Source organism: Umezawaea sp. NPDC059074 (assembly GCF_042738955.1).
Lineage (GTDB): Bacteria > Actinomycetota > Actinomycetes > Mycobacteriales > Pseudonocardiaceae > Umezawaea.
The window spans coordinates 85,428-107,472 of sequence record NZ_JBHYHC010000003.1; the positions used below are offsets into that span (position 1 = coordinate 85,428).

At 62.9% G+C, this 22,045-nt stretch carries 12 protein-coding genes, 2 pseudogenes and 1 CRISPR repeat array; of the genes and pseudogenes, 8 read left to right on the top strand and 6 right to left on the bottom strand.

The window, feature by feature from the left end; all coding sequences use genetic code 11:
* Positions 1-158: 158 nt before the first annotated feature.
* A complete protein-coding gene (locus ACFWW9_RS02315) occupies positions 159-473 on the bottom strand; it encodes a hypothetical protein (RefSeq protein WP_390370580.1) in 315 nt (104 codons plus the stop codon).
* An 80-nt stretch (positions 474-553) separates the two neighbouring features.
* Here ACFWW9_RS02315 and ACFWW9_RS02320 point away from each other — a divergent pair.
* From ACFWW9_RS02320 to ACFWW9_RS02340, 5 genes and pseudogenes are all read left to right on the top strand, one after another.
* Positions 554-922, top strand: a pseudogene (locus ACFWW9_RS02320) (MFS transporter); the annotation flags it as partial.
* Between the two features lie 54 nt (positions 923-976).
* Entirely contained in the window at positions 977-1,522 is a 546-nt protein-coding gene (locus ACFWW9_RS02325) for a hypothetical protein (RefSeq protein ID WP_390370581.1), read from the top strand.
* Positions 1,523-1,708: 186 nt separating this feature from the next.
* Positions 1,709-2,102: a CRISPR direct-repeat array (repeat unit 29 nt; unit sequence GTCTTCCCCGCGCAGGCGGGGGTGGTCCC).
* A 582-nt stretch (positions 2,103-2,684) separates the two neighbouring features.
* Positions 2,685-2,822 carry a hypothetical protein gene (locus tag ACFWW9_RS02330; protein ID WP_390370582.1) on the top strand — a complete coding sequence of 46 codons (138 nt, stop codon included), beginning with the start codon at positions 2,685-2,687 and terminating at the stop codon, positions 2,820-2,822.
* Positions 2,823-3,295: 473 nt separating this feature from the next.
* A complete protein-coding gene (locus ACFWW9_RS02335) occupies positions 3,296-5,239 on the top strand; it encodes an ATP-binding protein (protein ID WP_390370583.1) in 1,944 nt (647 codons plus the stop codon).
* Between the two features lie 100 nt (positions 5,240-5,339).
* Positions 5,340-6,182, top strand: a complete 843-nt coding sequence (locus ACFWW9_RS02340) for a patatin-like phospholipase family protein (protein WP_390370584.1) — start codon at positions 5,340-5,342, stop codon at positions 6,180-6,182.
* A 113-nt stretch (positions 6,183-6,295) separates the two neighbouring features.
* Here the strand turns inward: ACFWW9_RS02340 and ACFWW9_RS02345 are convergent, their stop codons facing one another.
* From ACFWW9_RS02345 to ACFWW9_RS02355, 3 genes and pseudogenes are all read right to left on the bottom strand, one after another.
* Positions 6,296-7,315 carry a carbohydrate kinase family protein gene (locus ACFWW9_RS02345; protein ID WP_390370585.1) on the bottom strand — a complete coding sequence of 340 codons (1,020 nt, stop codon included), beginning with the start codon at positions 7,313-7,315 and terminating at the stop codon, positions 6,296-6,298.
* Between the two features lie 44 nt (positions 7,316-7,359).
* Positions 7,360-8,457: a Gfo/Idh/MocA family protein gene (locus tag ACFWW9_RS02350; RefSeq protein WP_390370586.1), complete on the bottom strand. Its 1,098-nt coding sequence runs from the start codon at positions 8,455-8,457 to the stop codon at positions 7,360-7,362.
* A 251-nt stretch (positions 8,458-8,708) separates the two neighbouring features.
* Positions 8,709-9,522 (bottom strand): annotated as a pseudogene (locus ACFWW9_RS02355) (IS5 family transposase).
* A gap of 701 nt (positions 9,523-10,223) precedes the next feature.
* Here ACFWW9_RS02355 and ACFWW9_RS02360 point away from each other — a divergent pair.
* The 3 genes from ACFWW9_RS02360 (at position 10,224) to ACFWW9_RS02370 (ending at position 13,257) form a co-directional block, all read left to right on the top strand.
* Positions 10,224-12,011, top strand: coding sequence for a hypothetical protein (locus ACFWW9_RS02360; RefSeq protein WP_390370587.1), 1,788 nt, complete (start codon positions 10,224-10,226; stop codon positions 12,009-12,011).
* 17 nt (positions 12,012-12,028) lie between these two features.
* A complete protein-coding gene (locus tag ACFWW9_RS02365; protein WP_390370589.1) occupies positions 12,029-12,562 on the top strand; it encodes a hypothetical protein in 534 nt (177 codons plus the stop codon).
* 104 nt (positions 12,563-12,666) lie between these two features.
* Positions 12,667-13,257, top strand: coding sequence for a hypothetical protein (locus ACFWW9_RS02370; RefSeq protein ID WP_390370590.1), 591 nt, complete (start codon positions 12,667-12,669; stop codon positions 13,255-13,257).
* Between the two features lie 345 nt (positions 13,258-13,602).
* Here ACFWW9_RS02370 and ACFWW9_RS02375 read toward each other — a convergent pair whose 3' ends face one another.
* Positions 13,603-14,016, bottom strand: a complete 414-nt coding sequence (locus ACFWW9_RS02375; RefSeq protein ID WP_390370591.1) for a hypothetical protein — start codon at positions 14,014-14,016, stop codon at positions 13,603-13,605.
* 19 nt (positions 14,017-14,035) lie between these two features.
* Positions 14,036-21,298: an RHS repeat-associated core domain-containing protein gene (locus ACFWW9_RS02380; RefSeq protein ID WP_390370593.1), complete on the bottom strand. Its 7,263-nt coding sequence runs from the start codon at positions 21,296-21,298 to the stop codon at positions 14,036-14,038.
* Between the last annotated feature and the right edge of the window lie 747 nt (positions 21,299-22,045).

The window sequence follows — 22,045 nt, forward strand, 5'->3', positions numbered from 1 at the left end:
CTGAGGATGACCTTGTTCTGTGCGAAGCGGCGAAACGAAACCGTTGCCCCGCGGCTGGTTGCGTCGACCTCTCGAACACGCTGAGCCTCCGTCACCAGGTACGGGGCGGTACCCCATGAGCCCTTCCAGGCACGGTTCACACCAGAAAGGGTGTCGACTCACCCGATCACGTGAAGCGAGTTGAACACTCCAAGACCCGGCCCCGATGTCATCAAAACCATGACGTTCGACCACCGCGTCGCCACCGGAAGCTTCCCCCATTCCTTGACCCGCACGTACCGGAGCGGGGTGACCTTGGTCGGCGCGGATTTGAGCGACGCGACCATCACCGAGGTGGTCCAAGCGGATTTCACCGGCGCCACAGGGTGAAATCCGCCCGTGGCCGCGTCCAGTCGAAGTCGGGATCGGGTGCTCTCCCAGAAGATGCGGTTCTGCCAGCTGAACCCGACCGCGACCCCGAACAGATCACGCACCCTGGCGAGCGAGTGGCACGGCGCTGGACGCGATGCGCCACCGTGGTCGACCCGACGCTGGAGCACCTGGGAGCCCGGCGATGACCAGCACGTGGAGCCAGGTGCGATCACTGCCCGGCAGCGCGCGGCTGCTGGCGGTCAACCAGTTCGGCATCAACCTCGGCTTCTACATGCTCATGCCCTACCTGGCCAACCACCTGTCCGCAGGACTCGGCATGGCCGCCTGGACGGTGGGACTGGTGCTGGGCGTGCGCACGCTCAGCCAGCAGGGCCTGTTCCCGCTCGGCGGCACGCTGGCGGACCGACTGGGCTACTAACCGATGATCATCGCGGGCTGCCTGCTGCACACCGGCGGATTCGCCCTGCTCGGCCTGGTCGACGACCTGCCCGCCCTGCTGGCCGCCTCGTCGGCCAGTGGCCTTGCCGGGCCCCTGTTCAACCCTCGAATCTGACCTCCACAGCTCTGGCGCTGACTCCAGCGGCGCTGACCTACCCCTTCCGAGATGGACACCATCGTCACCCTCTCCAACGGCCAACTCGCGGCCACCCACTACGGCTTCTACAACCCGCTGACCGGCATCGGCACCACCTTGGGCAGCCTCACCACCGGCGCGGCCTGGGACGCGGGCCAGGCACAAAACGCACCCTGGCTCGTCTGGGCCGCCCTCGCCGGAATCGGCGCGACCGGCACCACCGCCCTAATCCTGCTGCTGCGCACCGGCCACCTGCCCACTACTCCACTCCAGCCGCCCCCCAGCGAAGCAGTTAACGTTCCTGCCCCCTCGACTTTTCCAGGGTTGGATTTCACGTTGGTTATCGAACCGATGAATGACGATGACACTCAACAACCTCGAAAACCACGAACACCGATCGCGTCAACCGTCGCCAACCGATCCAAACCCCACAATGACCCCGCACGTGTCCCCGGTCCGGCTCGTACGGGATGCACACAAGCAATCAACCCGTACACCCAGCACGACCAACACGCCCCCACACGCCTCGCTGCGACACAAAACCGCTGGTCATCGAAGCGCGGGTCCCACTGGTGATGGAACGCCGAAGGCCATTGCCAACAGGTACGCTCGACCCTGCTTAAAGGTCTAGTACCACCGCACACAAGCCAACAAGCCAAAAAACATCACGATCAACGCCGCCGCGACCCATCTGGGACACCCAGCCGAGCCAAACCCATGCTAAAACCGGCAAGTTGCCGGTAAACGCGCTGGTCAACAAGTGTCTTCCCCGCGCAGGCGGGGGTGGTCCCAAGCACGCCATCCCCGCATTCGGCGGGCTCACGTCTTCCCCGCGCAGGCGGGGGTGGTCCCGCAGGGAAGCCCATCGCGACCAGCAAGTTCCGGTCTTCCCCGCGCAGGCGGGGGTGGTCCCGAAGGCTTCACCACCGCGAACGCACTCGCGCTGTCTTCCCCGCGCAGGCGGGGGTGGTCCCGAGAACGAGCCGCCGGTGCCGCCAGCTCCGGTGCCTTCCCCACATAGGCAGGGGTGTTCCCGCGGCGTCCTCCGCCAAGCCGAGCGCGAGCGCGTCTTCCCCGCGCAGGTGGGGTGGTCCCGCCTATTCGTTCGACGAGGGCTACAGCAACGCGTCTTCCCTACGCAGGCGGAGGGGTGGTCCCTCCTCCGCGAGCGCGACCGTGGCGAACCCTGGGTCTTCTTGTCTTCCCCGAAGGCGGGAGTGTTCCCTGGCGGCTGCGGCACTCGGCCGCCTACCAACTGCCTTCCACACGCAGGCGGGAGACCTTGCGTCGGATCCTGCATGACAGGGGTGTCTCCTGGCAGACTAAGACCACGTGGAAGGCCTCGACCGACCCGGACTTTCTGGCCAAATGCATCAGATCCTCGACCTGTACGGCCGGCATCCCTGCGGCGGGTGGGTGATCTGTGTCGACGGATTCGGACCGCTGAACCTGATGCCCGCAATGGAAAAGCTTGGCGACCGCAGGCCAGTCACAGACAATTACGAGCGACCTACAACCGCAACGACGGTATCATGTACATGCTCGCCGCCCCCGATCTGACCACTGACCGGATCGTCTACTGGATCCGCCCACACAAACGACACCGCAAGTTTCTCGACCTGCTCAAGTCCCTGAAGCACCGGTGTCCCGGTGAGAAGCTGTCCCTGACCAGGGACAGCTTCTCACCGCACCGCTACCCCACCGTCCGTGCCTGGCAGCGGCCAATGACGTCGAGTTGGTGTTCCTGCCGACCTACGGATCCTGGCTCAACTGGATCGAGGCCGAGTTCGCCGCGCTGTGCTACTTCGCCTTCAACGACACCGACCACCGCGATCACACTGAACAGAACGCCGTCATCGGCGCCTATATCCGCTGACGCAACGCGCGAGCCTAGCCCAAAACTGGCTTCGCGATCGACCCGTCCCAGCCACCGTTGCACGACACATCACCAGCCTGGCGACCGAAACAATCTCGCCACCGAGAGCGATCAGATGGGTACGTTGTACCGCACCCCAGGATCGTTACAACGTCTAGCCCTTCAGCCAACTGCGCGACAGGAGGGGTGCCTAGCAAATCCACTAGCTTTCGCCGCTAGAAGCATGAGCCGATGCATCTACGCGAACCTGGACGTCACTCCTCGGGCCGCAAGCAGGCGTCCAGGCATGACCCAGTGCGAAGCATGCCTCACACACCTAAACTTCATATACGTCCAGTATGTAGCGCTAGGAACTTCACAGAAAGTGGAGATACGTGCGATCGCATCTACGAGATAGATTTCTGCGCGGCACACGTGCGCAGGAACCGCTCGCTATCACAGCATACATTGGATTCACACTGGCTCTAATACCCATGTTTGGCACTCTCGGACAGGCCGTAAGCAATCGCTCTTGGCCGACAACTGCAGTCTATGGGGCATTCTTCATTGCACTCGGAGTACTGGCATACTCACAGTTGCGACAGCAAAAACCTCCAAATTTACCACCAAATAGAACATTCCAACCCTTCATTGAAACTTCAATCCTGGATGTCTGGCCTCGCCCTCTAGAAATCGACAACATACTTCAGGCGCTCAACAAGTCATCAACCGTGCTGCCTGTCGTGGTGGGACCAAGCGGCGCAGGAAAGACAGTACTACTACGTCGAATATTGCAGGAAGAAATGTATTCGAGCTCCATTTCCTACCATTACATCGACGAATACTCGGGACTTCGCGCCAAACTGACAAATCTCCAAGCGGAGTTGACAAAAAATGCAAGCAAGAAAAAGATCGCTACAGCGCGGAGGCGCGCGAATTCACCGGTGATAGTGCTGGACCAGTTTGAGCAATACCTGGCGCACCTAAGACGCTTAGACTCGGGCAAAAGAATTGCGGAACAAAAATGGCTCAGATCTTGCATACAAGGCTCCGTAAAGCATCAAAGTTGCCGGTTCGTCATTTCTGTTCGAAGCGAGTGGTATTACGATCTGCGATGTTTAGGAGATATTGTTCCCGGCCCCTCCGAGTGCGTAACCATTTTTGGCCCGCAGGTTGATGAGACATCGGATGTAACCAGAGTTGCCCTGGCTGCACGGCTGGAAAAAGTCGTCCGTGCCGATAGAACCGTAGAATCGGTCATCACCGCCCTTGGGCGCGGAAGCTCGGGCAATCTTCTAATGCTTGAGGCACAAATTATTGGCGCAACGATTGAGCGCGAACAACTCCTCGGCAAATCGATCGATGAGAGATATCTTGAAATCGAACTAGGTGGTGTCGAAGGCGCAATAAACTCATATTTCGACGGAGTTTTGCACGACGCGCCTGATCCTCGAGTGACGATGAAGGTTCTATGCGCACTTTCAGTCCACACAAACTTCCGGCAGCAAGAATCGCTTGGCGAGCTTCTCGATAGAGTATTTGAAGAGCCTGAAAAGGTCCGTAAAGCACTTGAGTATCTTGTACTGCGGCGGCTGGTGGTAGAACAACCGACGGCTCGATACGAACTGGCACACGACTACCTTGCCGTATACTTTCACCAAAAAAGTGGTTCAGAACTTGATCCAACCGAGCGAGATAATGTTTTATATCACTTCCAGGGCGACAAGCCGAGCATGAGCACGCACGTCCTTCCCCGGAGTCATAGAAGTGAACCGCGTCGCGGCAAGTTCGCCCTGGCGATAATGATCCCACTTGTGTTCGTTATGACTGTACGACTGCTTCATTTCAGCCTGCCATGGCCACAAGTAGCAACCGGGTTGACGCCGCAACTCCTCTGGGTTAATTCTCTGTTCGATATCACCTACTTGCCGACCTATATAGCGCATTTGGCCTGGGCAATCTACGGTGCACTCTTCTACGATCGATTCTTTTCATGCTTAGATGAAACATCAGCACAACGGCTTTTCTCTCGATTTACAATCGTGAACCTAGCCTTAGGCTCGCTCGCAAGCATACTAGTACCCTACGTGTGGCTATTGGCGATTGGCTGGGGCGGGCTTGTGATCGGACTCAAGCTCATTTCAATAGCAAAAATTCGCAACCTGAACAACACGGCAAAAGTACGTTTCGGCCGCTTAGGCATTGTAGCTACCACGAACCTATTATTCCTGTCCACTCTTGGAGCAATTGGACTTTGGGTGAGTCTACGTTACGTAAAGACACCTGCAGACGCACAGATTTGGGTCTATTTTAGCTGCCTATTTTCAGCTTTCATGGTCTATACCTGCTCTGCAATGTCTCCACTACACGTCCAACGTAAAGGCGTCTCGCAGCTACTCGGATTAATGGCACGGTCACGTTCAGGTGTCGCCCTCTAATTGTTATTTAAAGCCCGTACCTTAGACTGATCGGGAAGCTAAGTTGACTACAGTCGGAGAATTTATCACTCGCCCCCGTAGCGAACGGCTCGCTCTCGTCATGCAGGCTGGCGGGATGCGGGGCATCTATTCCATGGGAGCACTCGCAGCGCTGGAAGATGCAGGTCTGCGCGATGCCTTCGCGGTAGTCGTGGGCACTAGCGCCGGCGCGATCAATGGAGCCTACTTTCTAGCCGGGCAAGTGCAAGAAGCGCTTAGGCTCTACGTTGAGCAACTCGCCTCACATAGGTTCGTAAACCGATGGCGTCTCAACAAAATCGTCGACGTCGACTACCTGATAGACGTGGTCATGAAACAAAATCTTCCACTAAACCTGGAGGTTCTCAGAAATTCGAATACTCTATTGAAAGTAGTCGTGGCGAACGCGGATACAGGCGAGGAAGAAATATTCACTAACCGCAGCCTTGGCGATGACTTCTATGAGGTCATGCGTGCATCGGTGGCCATTCCAGGCCTCTACAACAAGAAGGTCCTAATTGGCGAAAGCCTGTACGTTGATGGTGGAACCGTCCACGGTATCCCTGTGCGACATGCGGTCAATGAAGGTGTTGGGGCGGTACTTACAATCCTTACGCGAAATCCAGGCTACAGAAAACTCACTAAAAGTGTTCTCTATCGAATAGCGGCCCGAGCCATGGCTCGCGGGCAGTCAAAATCAATTCTTAACCATCTCGGACACGAAAATGACTCATTTAATAAGACCATGGCCATGCTAGAAGGGAAGAATGGAGTCGAAGATTTCTGTGGCTGGACTCTCTGGCCAAGTGACCATTCTGAACTCGTTAGCCGGTCAACTATCGACAAGGGCAAGCTACAGCGATGCTCTGCCATGGGTTGGCGTGACATGAACGCGCTTCTAGACAGAGAACTCGACCCTATTTAATCAATGGTAGATAGTTTTAAAGGAGCCTGCTGACGCGACAACTTTTCCAGATATTTCTCGATCGCACCTGGCAGCAGCATAGAGATATTTGCTGATTCTACCAAGTGCGGTAGTCACGAACTCAATCCATACAAAACTTCATCGAAGGGATCAAAAAATCGCGAACCGGATACCCATCGTCCAGCAATACTCGCCACAAGTCCTACCACGTGTCGGGGCGGTAAGCCAGCCAGCAACCCAAACAAGAGGCCAGCCGTTGCCGAGTCGCCTGCCCCACCGGTTTGGGCATTATAAACATACTTTGCCGGGCACGACATTCGAGTTTCAGCCCACGTACGCGCTACCGGAGAAAGTAATCGACTTTCTGCGATCCGCGTTTCAGAGCCCGCACATAATGCAAACCCAGCAGGGCCCGCCGTGACCATGGCAACTGCAGCCCCGCAATCTATCAGATACTCCGCCGCTCGCGCCGCACATTTCAATGGCGGATCACCGGAAATCCCTAGAGCCACGCAGAGGTCATCCAAACTCGGGCTCATTATGTCTACTCGCGGAAGTAGATCTCCCATGAGACTATGCCAGTTTACACCCGTGCCGAAAGAGCGTGGGCTTAGACAACTCAGATCGAGCGAAGTTGTCACGCCGACGCCTTTCGCACTGTCAAACAGACGGCGCAGCCCTGCCGCATCATCAGCTAGAATTTTTGGGAGAATTGCAGGATAGCCAAGATGAATTATCTCTGACATGCATGGATCAACGCTACTGCCATCGAAGGTCGCGTTAGCGCCAATATGATGCCAGATCGCCCGGTCTACACCGGGCGCCTGAATGACAACCGAGTACGATGTCGTACACCCTGCAACTACACTCAGGTTGTATGTGCATTCGAATTCATTTTGTACGAGCCTCCGGACGGTGTCGCCGAGTTCATCATCTCCAATGCAGGCAACCATATGCACAGAGGATCCAAGCTGCCGCATCACTCTGCTCACATTTGCAACAGGCCCACCCAGACGGAACTCTACTGACCCTACCTCGGCAAAGGTTCCTGGTGATATGAGAGGTTCTTTCAACAGATGGGGAACTATGTTCAGCGCTAACGTTCCAACGACCTGAATATTTGACTGTCTCATGCCACCGCAGATTCCAGATTTGAGAGCAAGGAGGGGGTACCAGCTCAAACAGAGTCCTGCGTGAGCATGTCGTTCATTATTCGTTGCACCCGTAAACCATCGGCAAACGAGGGCTCTGGCGACCGCCGCTGATGAATGGCAGATAGAAAATCTCCTACCTGGTGTATATGCGCATTCTCATATCCCACTGGCTGGCCCGGCTCCCACCAAAAATCCTGGTAAGGATGGGAGCGCTCCGTCACGAGTATCGTACGCTCGACCACGCCAATATTGGAGTCACCCTCACTAATGACAACTAGCTCACCTGGCCGCTGAAGCGCATAAGAAATCCGGCCATAGCGGCAGAATATATCGAATGACATTCCCGCCTTGTGTGATGCCGCAACTCGTGACATATGGAGATCTACCAGACCTCCACGGGCCAAGGATCCGATGCTCACAGCGGACTCCTCGGTGTCGATCTCCAAGTTAGATGACTTGTAGGGCCGCACATCCGTAAATCGACGCACTTTTGTTGAGCTAATCGTCAGTTCATCTTCGGTTAAATATAGTATTAGATCGATGAGATGGGCACCGAGATCGCCAATCACTCCTGAGCCTGAGATCTTCCGAAGTAGGCGCCAACTAGCTGGACGCCCTTCGTCAACAAGCCAGTCCTGGAGGAACCTAGCACTGAAATGACGAACCTCGCCAAATTGACCATCAAGCAACAATTCCTTTGCCAGTTTGACGGCAGGCATCCGGCGGTAGACGAACGCGAGCGACGAATACACTCCAAGATGGGCAGCTTCAGCAGCGGCTTGATTCATGCGAACTGCGTCTTGCAGTGTATTTGATATGGGCTTCTCACAAAGAACATGCTTTCCCCTGCCTAACGATGCTACTGCAATATCAGCATGCATGTCGTTTGGTACACAGACATCAATTACTTCCGCGGGTCCATCAATGAGGTCTTGCCAATTTGTGGTGTACGACTGCCAACCCCAACGACGCGCGAAAGCCCTTATGTCATCCTCGGAGTCTTCTGGCCCTCCTGCAACTGCCGCCATTTCCACCGGCAAGCCGTACACCGCACCAACGTTTCGCCAGGCGAACGAATGCGCACGCCCCATAAACCCGATACCAGCCAACGCAACTCGCACTGAAATCTCCCTCAATCGACGCGAACTCGTTGCCGGGTCCGTGAATCGAACGATGCCTTCGGAGTTACTGATCAGCAGAGTTCGGCGACTGGCGTGTCGCCGAAGTTGCAACGAACGTATCAGTGACTGGCTTGCTATCGCACCGTCCATCCGGTGCTGTTTGCTCCGCTCTCCCAGGCCTGGGAGACACCGCTGAGCATGTTGATCGTCAACGGAGACGGTCGCATCATCGGTGTCGACCCTAACAGCTCCTATCGGAATGAGTTGAGACGTCGGTGGCAGATCAACGCGCAGGCCAGGCCTAGTAAGGCCTCGCGGATGTCGGCTCGGCGTCCCCACCGGACGCGCAAGCGGCGGAATTGTTGCAGCCAGGAGTTTCTGCGTTCCACGACCCAGCGGATCGTGCCCAGGCCGGTGCCGTGGGTGGTGCCTTTGCGGGCCAGGACCGGGATGATTCCCAGACGCCGCAGCGCCGCGCGGTGGTGGCGGCTGTCGTAGGCGAAGTCGCCGAACACCGTGTCGGGACGGCTGCGAGGGCGTCCCCGTTTGCCGCGGATCGGTGGGACCGCGTGGACCAAGGGCAGCACTTGGGTGATCTCGGCGGTGTTGCCGCCAGTCAGGATCACGGCCAGGGGATGCCGCCGCAGTCGGTGATCAGGTGGTGTTTGGAGCCCGCCCGCTTGCGGTCGACCGGGCTCGGCCCGGTGCACTCCCCCCTTTTAACGCCCTGACATGCGACGAGTCGACCACAGCGCGGGACCAGTCGATCCGATTGGCTCCCCGCAGCCGCGCGAGCATCACCTCGTGCACGCGTTGCCAGACCTCGGCGTCGTCCCAATCCCGCAACCGCTGCCAACAGGTCATCCCCGACCCGAACCCGAGCTCCTGGGGCAGGTGTTCCCAGCCGATGCCGGTATGCAGGACGAACAAGATCCCTTGCAGGCACTCCCGGTCCGGCAATCGCTTCCAGCCTGGACTGCGGAACCGACGAGGCTGCACCGGGATCAACGGCTCGATCAACTTCCACAACTCGTCCTCGACCAACCAAGGCTTCGACCCGCCCACCACATAGCAGCTCAAGCCGGTCTTCCCCGCGCAGGCGGGAGTGTTCCCAAGGTGTGGCGCAACGTGCCCGTGGGCGCGCGGTCTTCCCCTCGCAGGCGGGGGTGTTCCCAGGGCGTCGTCCCAGGCGCCGGTGAGGATGTCGTTCCTGCGCCAGCGGGGGTGTCCGTTTACGGGGATCGCTGCGATCGACCTGACCGACGTCGAACTCGACGTCGGTCAGGTGCGCGCGCCTCGCGCTGACCCAAGGACAGGTATCCCGGCGCGGTGCAGCCCGTACGTCAACGACAGCAAGCGAGCCCTCACCAGTGCTCCGGTGGGTGAGTCGTCCTCGTGCGCGAGCCCCCGGCTAGGAGGATGGGGTGAATGACCTCGTCAAGCAGGTTGCGGCTCGCGCTGCGAGACCTGGACGTCGCAGTCGGCAGTCCGTCGGCCTCGACGCTGGCCGATCTCGCTCGCGAACAGGGCGGCCGACTGCCCAGGAGCACTCTCCACGACCTGCGCAGGCTGAATTCGTCGCGAGTGCCCTCCTGGCGAACGGTGCTGACCTTCGTCCAGGCATGCCTCGCCCACGCCGAGAAGACGTCCAGCACAGTGGCCGGCCCGTTGGCGGACCGCCGCCACTGGCGGCGGTTGCACGCCGAGTGTGCGGCCGGAGCCGCCTCGGAGACGCGCAAGTCGCGATCGACGCCAGCGGGGCAATCGTGCAGGCACGGGACATCCACGGCGGCGTCCACCTGCACGCACGGGAGGATGAGCGGCGCCAGGGGTCCGCGGTCCGTTCCGCGTATCTCGAACAGGTCGGCCGTTTGGCGCCGGAGAGCCTGTACGACCGGGACGAGGAACTGACCGAGCTGGCTACGTGGTGCGCGAGCGACGACCACGACGCGTCCTACACGTGGTGGCAGGCATCAGCGTGGGCCGGGAAGTCCGCGTTGATGTCCTGGTTCGTGCTGCACCCACCACCGGATGCTCGAATCGTGTCCTTCTTCGTCACGTCCCGGCTGTCCGGCCAGAACAACAAAACCGCCTTCGCCGAAGTCGTCCTGGAACAGCTTGCCGAGCTTCTGGGGCAGTCGCTGCCCGAACTGCTCACCGATGCCACTCGGGACGCGCACCTGCTCAGGTTGTTGGCCCAGGCCGCGACCACCTGCCAGGAACGCGGTGAACGGCTCATCCTCGTGGTGGACGGTCTCGACGAGGACCGCGGCGTGACCGTAGGGCCGGAAGGCCACAGCATCGCCGCACTCCACCCGAGCCGTCCGCCCGGCGGCCTGCGGATCGTGATCGCGGGGCGACCCGATCCGCCGATCCCCACCGACGTGCCGCAAGTGGTTCGACGCCTGCAACGCTCGGAGCACGCCGAAGTGGTGCGGGTGGACGCCCAGCGCGAACTCGGTCACCTGCTGCGGGGCACGCCCGCGGAACGGGATCTGCTGGGCCTGGTGGCGGCGGCGGGCGGCGGCCTGAGCAGTCGAGACCTCACCGAGCTGACCGGTTGGCCGGAATGGGAGGTCGAGGAGCACCTCCGGGCGGTCTCCGGCCGAACGTTCAGCCATCGAGCCGCCCACTGGAGGCCGGACAGCACGCCGTCCGTCTATCTGCTGGCCCACGAGCAGCTCCAACAGGATGCGATCCGGATGATGGGCGAAGCGCGGATGGCCGACCTCCGCCAGCGGTTGCACCTCTGGGCTGACCGGCACCGGGAGCGGGGGCGGCCGATCGGGACCCCGGAGTACCTGCTGCGGGGCTATTTCGGGCTACTGCGCGAGCTCAATGAGACCTCGCGCCTGGTGGGATGCGCGCTCGACCGGGACCGGGCTCGCCACGAGCGAATGCTTGACCTGACCGGCGGCGACAGTGCCGCCCTTACCGAGATCGTCGCCGCCCAGGACGTCGTGAGCGCTCAGGAGGAACCAGACCTACTCGCAATGATCCGACTGGTGATCTACCGGGCCGAATTGAACGACCGCAACTTCCTGATACCTCCGGAGCTTCCCGAGGTATGGGCTCACCTCGGGCATCACGCCAGAGCTGAAGCACTAGCTGGGTCCCTGCCGGATCCGGTCCAGCGAATGCGGGCCTTGAACTCCGTGGCGTCGATCAGTGGTGTACAGGGTTCGGCACCACTCGCGCACGCGGCCAGCCAGCCACCCATCGGGGAGGGGGCAGCACCCGGAGTCGCCGAACCAGGCAATCAGGAAATGGACCGCATCCACGCTCTAGGTGTCGAACGGAGTTCCGACACGGACAACCTCAGGCGGAGGAAGCAGCAACACAAGGCAACGCCCGAATCGGTGGCGGACGCCATCGAATCGAACAAACTATCCCTTGCCGAAACGCTCGCCCTGCGGCTCCGACGAGGCGCGCAGCGGTGGAAGGCAATACGGCAGGTGGTCAGGGCGATGTTGCCCGAGCCGAGGCCGTCGCGGCAACGATCGCCGACGACGACCTGCAAGCGTCGGCGTTGCCCGCGGTGGTCAAGGCGCTAGCTTGCGGTGGGGACGGGGTGCGCGCCAGAGCCGTTACCGATGGGATCACCGACCCGCGTTGGCGGACCAGGGCACTGGCGGAATTGGCCGTCACGGCGGCCTCCCGAGGTGACCACGCCGCGGCGTCGCGGTTCGCGGAGGAGGCGGAAGCCGTCTGCTCAACGATCGCCTTCACCGCACGGAAAGCGATGGCGTTGACCGAAATCGTCACGGCCGTGGCCGTGACAGGCGGCCTCACACGGGCCGAAGCATTGGCTAGGTCCATCGCGGTCCCTCACTGGCGCGCCCGAGCCACGGCAGAGCTGGTGTCCATTGTGGCTGGGGATGCGCGGAAGGCGCGCGTGTTGGCCGACACCATCTGCGAACCGGACCTGCGAGCTCGTGCACAGGTCGCGATCGCGGCTCGGAGTACTGCTTCCGAAGCACGCGCCCTCATCACCTCGACGTTGCGCACGGGCGAGTGGATTGCGACGCTCGATGTCCTCGCCCGGATCGAACCGGCAGTCGTCCTGGCGATCGGCAACGACTTTCTCTGCACGCCACGCGACTAACAACCTCGTGCACGGTCAGAACTCATGACACATCACGGCAACCGAAGAGTCCGATCCGCTATGTACCCGCTGACCGATTCTGGTTCGCCGCCCTGTCCGGTTTGGTGGATCGTCGCTACTGGCCGAAGACCTTCCCAGTCACGCCGGGCACCCTGCTCGCCTGGCACCTCCTGCTTATAGCCCGAAAATGGGACTACACCGCACATCGGCGCACTGAACGTCCACCAACACGAACAACGATCAAGACGCTCGTACCGCGAATTGCCAGAGAAAACTCCCGACGGGGCACCGCCACATCCCCGGCGAACTGGCCAGACTCGGCCACCGGATCATCCTCTCGACGGTCTGACAAATACTGCACGACGCAGGACATCGACATGGCACCATGCCGCTCCGGCTCCACCTGGCGCGAGTTCCCCACCACCCAAGCCCACGGCATCATCGCGGCGGACTTCCTCCGTCGCGACACCGTGCTCGGCACGCGGTTCTACGCGTTGGCGTTCCTCAAGCACGGCACCTGGCTCCTGCACTTCGTAGAAGGTGTGGTCAGGGTAAACCGGACAAGACTCGGCCAGCTGACCGTCGCAATCAACCAGAGCTCAGTCGTCATCGTCGTCGCCCGAATTGACCTTAGCATCATCAAATCGACTTCAATTTATGAATTTCTGCAGACAGATCCTCCTCGATTGACTTAATTCCCCGTAGATGTTCGACCGCCGCATTGCTAGCATTAGCCACGATCGCGGCGACATATTTTACGACCGACAAGACCCGCTTCAAGCGGCGATTTCATAACCGCATTTGCGTTGTCAAATTCCATCTGTTTCTGCTGCACAATTAACTGAATCACATCATTGACATCTTCTCCACGATCCGAGAGAAAACACGGCTCGACGGGTCGGAGAGCCAGTACAACAGTATCGCAACAGTGAGAGACCCGCTTTTCGCCGACCTCGGCCAGACCTAAGATGGAGGAGATCCCGTGCCCCGGCTCGTGCATGGTTCCAAGAAGTACACGTAGATCGTCGAGTAGACACCGTTCAGGCCCCCTGGAAATCTCCGTGCTCGGCGAGGTAAACCGTCACGACATCAATGACACCTTCCACCTCGTAAGCGCTCCCACGCTCGACTCCGGCCACCGAATCCGGCCACCACGACGGTGCCGACTTGTCTTTGATGTCGTCATAGATCCGACAGTTGGCGCACCACTCAAGCCCGTCGGCCGCATCGACCAAACGGGCCACGCGTTCTCGCATCCACGCAGGCTCACCGGACAACGATTCCGGGTCGACAAATTGGTGGCGAATGTAGAACTGGCGTAGGGCAACAATTCCGCAATGAGGACATGCCTCACCCAAACGGATACCGCGACACTCACGGAAAGCAGCAAGGAAGACCGTGCCCCACTGCTCACTTACCCCACTCGGCACCACACACCACTTCGCAGTGTCCACTATGATTCTCCTCGACTGATCACCGCTTGCCCTCGATCCATTCTTGAAGTGCATTTCCGGAACCGTACGGAGTTCCGTCGGCCATTGATCTGCCGTGGCCGTGCTCCTGACCATCGAATGTTTTATTGCGCAGATAGTAGCGAGCGTGCGTCAACTCGTGAGCGATGGTGTTCGCCACCTCCGCATCACCGCCTGCCAGCGCATTCGGACCAACCCTGACAATCAGTCCCCCGTCCGTGCCTTTGGTGAGCCCCAAAGACGGCAACTTCGGGTCGTACAGGACCTCGATCCGCTGACCGCTGCCGCGCAAGTTGATCCCATAACGCTGGGCAATCGCCTCCACGTAGGCCTGCGGATCGTAGCCCGGCGAGACTTCGTACGTGCGCTCGAACAGCCTTTCGACGCCTTCGCGTGCCCGAGAGTTCCCACTGTGAGTGCTGGCCGTGATCGACTTTGGGTTGGTGCCCATGGGGTCGGTGAACGCGGTGGGCTGGTTGCCGACGTAGGCGTAGAGGTTGCTGTCGCCGCCTGCGAAGCCGATGGGGTCCTGGCTGAGGAAGCGTTGGTCGGTGGTGTTGTAGGAGCGGCCTCGGTGGAAGTACTGGTTGTTGCCGTCGTCTTCGCGGCCGGTGAAACGGGTGGGGTTGCCGCCGTCGTCGCCGGTCAGAGTGGTGGCGCCGAAGGGTTGGTAGCCGTATTCGCCGGTGACCGTGCCGGTGGTGTCGGTGGTGGCCAGGGTGCTACCGAGATGGTCGGTGAGCAGGGAACGGGAAACCCCGCCGCTGGTGCGGGTGAAGACCTCGTCCAGGCCGCCGGTGAGCAGGTTCGCGGTCGGGGTGGTGCCTGCCAATTCCTGGATGACGTTGTTGCCGTCGTGGAGGTAGCCGGTGGTGGTGCCGCCCGCGGTTTTGGCGATGCGCCTGCCCAGGCCGTCGTAGGCGTAGGTGGAGGTTTGGCCGGGGCGGGTGGTGGTGGCGAGTTGGCCGCGGGCGTTCCAGGTGGAGGCGGTGGTGCCGTCGGTGGTCTGGTTGCCGTCGTTGTCGTAGGCGTAGACGGTGGTGCCGACCTTGATGACCTGGTTGGCGTCGTCGTAGGTGGCCGGGCCGTAGGCGTTCGGGATGTCGGCGCGGGCGTACGTGCCGCCGAGGTGTCCGAGTTGACCAGCCGGGGTGTAGTCGTGGGTGAGGGTGCCCAGGGTGGTGGTGTTGCGGGTGTAGCCGATGGAGGTCAGGCGGCTGGCGTCGTCGTAGCCGTAGGTCTGCACGACGGCGTTGGGCAGGGTGACGGTTTTGCGGCGGCCCGCGGTGTCGTAGCCGATCGTCACGACCTCGGAGCCGCGGGTCAGGGTGGTGGGTTGGCTGGCGTCGTTGTAGCCGTAGACGACCTGGGCTTGGCCGGGGGCGGTCATGGTGGTGCGGCGGGCCGCGTCGTAGGTGTAGTCCAGGGTGCCCTGCGGGGTCACGGACTTGGTGAGCTGGTCGCGGTCGTTGAGCGTGAACGTGGTGACGCCCGCGGCCGAGTCGGTGACGGTCTTCAGGCGGTCGGCGAGGTCGTAGCCGTAGGTGGTGCGGCTTTCCTCGGCCGTGCCGGTCGCACCGAAGCGGACCAGGGTGGGGCGGTTGAGGGCGTCGAACTCGGTGAGCGTGACCTTGCCGCGCCCGCCGGTGTTCGAGGTGGGGTTGCCGTTGAGGTCGTAGTCGTAGGTGGTGACCCGGTTGAGGGGGTCGGTTGCGGTTTTGACCCGGCTCATCAGGTCGTAGGTGTAGGTCGTCGTCTTGCTGCGCGGATCGGTGACCGTCTTGAGGTTGCCGTTGGCGTCGTAGGTGTAGGACGTCGAGCGCCCCAACGGGTCCACCGTGGACAGAACTCGGCCTTGCTTGTCGTACGTGGAGCGGGAAATCGAGCCCGCGGGGTCGCGGACGGCGACCAGTTGGCTGATGGTGTCCGAGGTCAGGCGGGTTGCTCGACCCAGTGGATCGGTGACGGTGACCAGGTCGCCGAGGGCGTAGGCGTAGCCGGTGTTCTTGCCCGCGGTGTCGGTGAGGGTCTTGATCTGGCCGGTCTCGAGGACGTCGGTCGTGGTGGTGCGGCCGATGGGGTCGGCGACGGTCTTGAGCGCCCCGTTGGGGTGGTAGCCGTAGACGGTGTCCTTGCCCAGCCAGTCGGTGATCTTGCTGAGCTGGTCGAACGGGCCTTCGTAGCGGGCCTGCACGGTGCGGGCCAGTGACGTTCCGGCGGCTTGGGTGATGCTGGTGACGTTGGCGAAGGCGTCGTAGCCCAGGTCGGTGCGGCGGCCCAACGGGTCAGTGGTGGAGGTGATGACGTTGGTCGTCGAGTCGCGGGTGATGGTGGTGGTGCGGGCCAGGGCGTTGCCGAAGGCGGCGGTGTCGCTGGTGGCGAACCCGGCGGTGTTGAAGGTGACCTTGCGGACGAAGCCGCGCGGGTCGGTGACCCTGGTTTCGGTGATCTTGCCGCCGGTGCCGGTCACGTAGTCGAACGTGTGCACCCCGGTGTCGGGCGCGGTCTGGGTCCTGACGCGGCCCGCGGAGTCGTAGGTGTTGGTCAGGTAGACGGTGTTGCGGCCGTCCTTGGCCGTGGCCATTCGACCGGCCGAGTCGTAGGTGTAGGTGGTGACGGAGCCGGTGGCGTCCGTGACGGTGGACAGGTGCCCGGTGCCGTCGTAGGTGTAGTCGACGGTGCGGCCTGCGTTGTCGCGAGCCTGGGTGACCTGGCCGTTGGTGTTGTTGGTGAACGAGATCCACTTGCCGTTGGGCGAGGTGACCTGGGTGATCGGCCCCTTCGCCCGCACTCGGCCGTCGGAGTCGGGCACCGCGGAGTCGCGGGTGATGGTGACGGTGTTGCCGAACTTGTCCCGGATCGCCTGGAGGGGAGCCTCCTCACCGAAGACGTACGTCGTGCCGTCGCGGAGGCGGACGTCGAAACCGTTGCCGTTCCACGCCATCACCGAGCCGCTGAAGATCGTCGGGGTCGGGTCGGCGGCGAACGCGGCGGTCGCGTACTCGTTGAACCCGGTGCTGCCGGGGGTGATGCGGTGGTACTTGACCCGGCCGCCGTCGGGCAGGATCAGCTGGCCGTCGACCCACTGCTGGTTGGCGTAGAGGTAGGTGTTGTAGTCCGAGCCCACACCGACGCCGAACGCGCGGCGGGCGGTGTCGGAGTGCTGGTAGGTGCGGGTGATCGAGATCGGGATCGTGTCGTCGATCGACAGGTCCGTGACGGTGTCGACCAGCAGACCGGTGCTCAGGTTGACCGGGTCGCCCGCCGTCGTCGACTCACCCGGTACGCCCGCCTTCTCCGGCGGTGCCGGGCTACCGGGCGAGATCAGCATCGCGCCGGTGAACTGGTAGACCTCGGTGCCCGCGTCCGGGACGACCTGCTTCCCGTCCGGCGTGACCTTGCCGTGGCCGTAGACGAACCAGCCGCGGTCCGCCGGGTCGTAGTGCCAGAAGTCCATGACGTCGCCGGGCGCGGCGTGGGTGAAGTTCGGGTACACGACCCGCGCGCCGGTCGGGAAGACGTACGAACTGCCGGGCTGAACGGTGAAGTAGGACGGCACCTGCGATTGCGGCAACGGGAACGGCGGCCGGTCGACGGGGATGGCGGTGATGCCGAGTTCGGTGACGACCTTGCCGCCGACGTCGCGGATCACCGCACCCTTGGGCAGCCGCACCTCCAGGCCGGGGATGGCCGGGGTCGTGAGCACGACCTCCCGGTCCGCGGGCGAGGTGAACTTGACGTTGTTGGCAGTGTCCAAAGCGGACATCCACACCGGATATGGCAACACCGCGGTCTGACCGGCGGTCAGGTCGACGCCGATGTCGAACAGGCCGAACTTGTGCGCCTCGGAGTTCGCCGACGCGCCGTCCACCCGCAGGACTCGGTGGCCCGCGCCGACACCGGAGAGCAGGAACCGCCCACTCCCGTCGGTCTTCGCCTTGACGGCGTCGATCGACACCGTCACCCCGGCGAGCCCCCGGCCGTCCAGGGTCAGCGCTCGGCCGGACAGGGCGGTGGTGCCGGCAGCGGCGCGCAACGGTTCGGGCTGCTTGCCCGACAAGGCGGGCCGGTGGGTGTTCCAGTCGTCACCGGCGAGGTTGCGCTGATCGGGCGTCCAGGTCGGGCCGCTTGTGGACGCAGCTTCGGCCGCGGTAACAAGTCCGAGCGGCGGCAACGGGTCCTGCTTGACCACCGGCGGCGATGGCGGCATCGGCGGAGCCGGGATGGAACGAGGGCCTTGGGATTTGTCGGCTGGTGCGGACTTGCGGGCCGCGGCCGCGGTGGTCAAGTTCACCGTGACCGAACCGGTGAAGCTGAACGGGCTGAGCACGAACGTGTACGTGCCGGTGGTCGGCAACGCGGGAAGCGCGACCGAGGCGCCGCCGAAATCGGAGAACAGGACGGAGTTGTCCGACTTGAGGACCTGGACGAAGGGGAAGAACGGGGTGGTCATCGTCGGCATCGTGAGCGCGAGTCGTTGACCGGCGACGCCGGAGAACGTCACCCGTGAGGTCTGGCCGACGCGGGGGAAGGTGAGGACCTTGTTGGTGTTGAGGGTGATCGTGCCCGCGTCGATCTGCTGGGACAGCGTCAGGGTCACCGCGCCGGTGCCGAAGCCGATCGGGGCGATGATCAGCCGGTAGGTACCCGCGGCGCCAACGGTGGTGAAGATCGAACCAGTGTCGACGAGGTCCGTTTCGTTGACAGCGGCACCCGTGGAGTCCAGGACGCGTGCACGGAGGTGGGTGCCCGAGGCGAAAGTCCAGCCGGTGAAGCCGAAGTCGACTCGTTGCCCCGCGGTGGCGGTGAACGAGGTCTCGGCGAACCGGGCAGTCTGGGTGATCGACAGCGTCTTGGTCGCGCCGCCGACCGTGGTTGACCCGGCATCGACCCGGTCGTTCAAGGTCAGCTGCACGGATCCGGTTTCCGCCTGCGGCAGCACCCGAACCTCGTAGGTGCCCGCGACGGTCAGCGGTTCCAGATCCACCTGGAACGAAGCGAGGAACTCGTCGCGGAACACCGTCCCGTCCGGCCTCGCAACCTGCAAGATCACATTGCTGGCAAAGGCGAAGGAGCTGAAGGTGAGACTGGGGCGTTGGCCGACCGCACCGGTGAAGGTCAGCGCTGTCGACTGCCCTGCCCTGCTCGCCGTCACGGTCTTGGTCGTGCCGATCGTCAGCGCTCCCCCGGCGATCTGCGTCGACATCGTGACCGAGCCGTTGGAGGTGGCGGTCGCGCCGCTGGGCGAGAGCAGCAGCCGGTAGGTGCCCGTGGCGGTGGCCTTGATCGTGATCACGCTGAGCGGGAAGAGTCCGGGCGACCCGTAGACCTTCGCCCCCTGCGGGTCGAGGACCTGGCCACGCAGAGAGGCCCCGGCGGGCAGCGCCCACCCGATGAGCCCGAGGTTCACCGTCTGCCCCGCGGTCGCGGCGAACTGGAACACCGCGGTCCGGCCCGGCTGGGCCAGGGTGACCGACGTGGCGGCACCGGTCGGGGTGAGCGTGCCCGCGTCCTGGCGGAGAGTCGCGCGCAGGGTCATCGACCCGGATCCGCTGCTGGAGAACGTGCTGACGGTGACCAGGTAGGTGCCCGTGACGGGCAGTGCCGGGACGTCCACGTGCACGGACGACTGCGCCGCGGCGACGACCGAGCCGTCGGGCGCGGTGACGGTCACGGACGCGCCGAACTGGGAGGAGATGGCGGGGAAGTCCAGGCTCAGCACCTGGCCCGCGGTGCCCGCGTAGCGGAACTCGACGTCCTGGCCGGGACGGCTCGACGTCGCGGTGAGGTCGTTGCCCAAGGTGAGAACTCCGCCGTCGATCGAGGTCGACGCCGTGACCGTCACCGATCCCGTGCTCTGGTTGCTCGTCCCGAACAAGACGGTGTAGTTGCCGGTCTGGCTGGTCGGCAGGTCGAGGTCGAAGCCGTTGAGCGCGACCGGCGAACGCGGTTTCAGGGTGCGGTCGAACATCCACGCGCCGTTGGGTTCGCGCACCGACACCGTCGCGACCGTGCCCGCGGGAAAGGTCGACGCGGTGAAGCCCAGGTTCAGGTTCTTGCCCGCTGTCGCGGGGAACGTCAACTCCGCCAACTGCCCCGGCCTGCTCAAGGCCACCACGGAGGCCGCGCCGGTCGGGTTCAGCGTCCCGGTGACCCTGCTGGACAAGGTCACGGTCACCGAGCCCGCGCCGGACGCGAACGGGTCGAGCACGAACTGGTAGACGCCGCTCTGCGGCAACGGCGGCAACTCGATGCCCCGGTCGAGCGAGTTCAGCTTCCACGGCACGTCGAGCTCGTCGCGCGCGAACGGGGCGCCGAACGGGGTGAAGCCCTCGATCAGCACGTCGTCGGTCATCGTCGAGCCCGTCAACCCGAGGCTGAGCCGCTGCCCCTTCGTGCCGGTGAACCGCATCACCGACACCTTGCTCGCCGGCGTGGCGACCGTGGTGGCAGCACCGTCCACCACCAGCACCGGCGTGGACGCCGTCTCGAACGCCGCGAACCTGCCGGGCACGGCGACGAAGTCCGTGCTGCTGGACGCGACCCCGTTCGCGGTGACCACGGTGATCGGCCCCGACCCCGCCGCGTCCGGCACCGTCACGGTCAACGACGTCGAGGTCGCGGCCGTCACCACTCCGCGGGTCTTGCCGAACGACACCACGCTTGCGGCGTCGAAGCCCGTGCCGGTGATCGTCACGGACGCGCGCTCGGCGCTCAGCGCGGGGCTGAAGCCGGTGACCGTGGGCGGGTTGGCCGTCGCGTCGACGGTGAACGGCTTCGAGCTGGTGGCCGTTCCGGCCGAGGTCGTGACGGTGATCGGGCCGGTGGTCGCACCGGTGGGCACGGCGACGGTGAGGGTGCGGGTCGTCGCGGCCGAGACGGTCGCGGTGGTGCCGTTGAACTTGACCGTATTGCCCGCGGGAGTGGCGGCGAAAGCCGTGCCGGACAAGGTGATCGTCGCGCCGACTTGTGCCCGCGCCGGGACCATGCTGAGCAGCGAGAGGGTCGTGGAGGCGAACCGGTCGATCGAGAGCAGGTTGCCGGAGTCGTCGTAGTTGTAGCGGCCGGTGTTCGCGCCGGTGTTGGTCTGCGAGACACCAACTAGACGTCCTGCGGCGTCATAGGCGTAGTCCACCGGATCCGAGGGACGCGCCGCGGCGATGGCCAGGTCGGCCGCGGGACTGGGCGGAGCCGCGTTGGCTGTGCCGCCCAACGGGACGACCAGGCACAACGCGATCGACGCGATGAGCGCACGACGGAACACCAACACGTTTCCCCCCAAGCAAAACCGCGCGGCAGCGCCCCCCTTGTCGAGTGCTGCCCCAGCCGGTCGGACCGGCCGGGGCAGATCATGGAGAGGACCGATCGGAGTCCGTAAGATCCACGTGAAGTTCGTGCCCCTTCGAACCCCTACTCAACGTGCGAAAGGGCAAAAACTCGCGTTCGCCGCACTAGACCCGCGACCAACCGACGCAACGCGTCGACAGATCGAAGGTCTTCCGGGTCAGCCACGACCCATCGTCCTGACGCTCCGATAGACACACCTGGGATCCGGCACAAGCTGCCCCGAGCCATCAACTCGCCGCCCTCAGCCACACGCTCCACGGAACTGCACCGCTACCAGACGCCGTATAGGCAATCGATCGGCCAACACCGCGCTGGCCGGAGAACAGCAACTTTCGGGAAACAACCGCAGGCGGTCGGGCGGCCCGCTATCGCCTTCGAGCTCAGGACCGCGACCAAGGGCAACCAACTCGGCAATTGGTCGAGCCTCTCACGCTGCGGGCGACATCAGCATCGCGCCAGTGTCCTGATAGGAGCCCGCTCCAGCGCAGGACCACGATCGCCGCGTCTGCGCCGATCTTGTCGTCCCAGTGGACGAACCAGGCGCGAACTGCCTGGCCGCACGATGAAGCAGGACAGCGCTTGCGACAACAACGGGAACGACGGCCGGTCCACGGACTGATATCCGCGATACGAAGGTGACCGGTCTTGTCATTGACGCCGCTGA

Coding starts and splice junctions, on each gene's coding strand:
- ACFWW9_RS02335 (WP_390370583.1), top strand. CDS start 3,296: ATGTTTGGCACTCTCGGACAGGCCGTAAGCAATCGCTCTTGGCCGACA.
- ACFWW9_RS02325 (WP_390370581.1), top strand. CDS start 977: ATGGACACCATCGTCACCCTCTCCAACGGCCAACTCGCGGCCACCCAC.
- ACFWW9_RS02345 (WP_390370585.1), bottom strand. CDS start 7,315: ATGAGACAGTCAAATATTCAGGTCGTTGGAACGTTAGCGCTGAACATA.
- ACFWW9_RS02340 (WP_390370584.1), top strand. CDS start 5,340: ATGCAGGCTGGCGGGATGCGGGGCATCTATTCCATGGGAGCACTCGCA.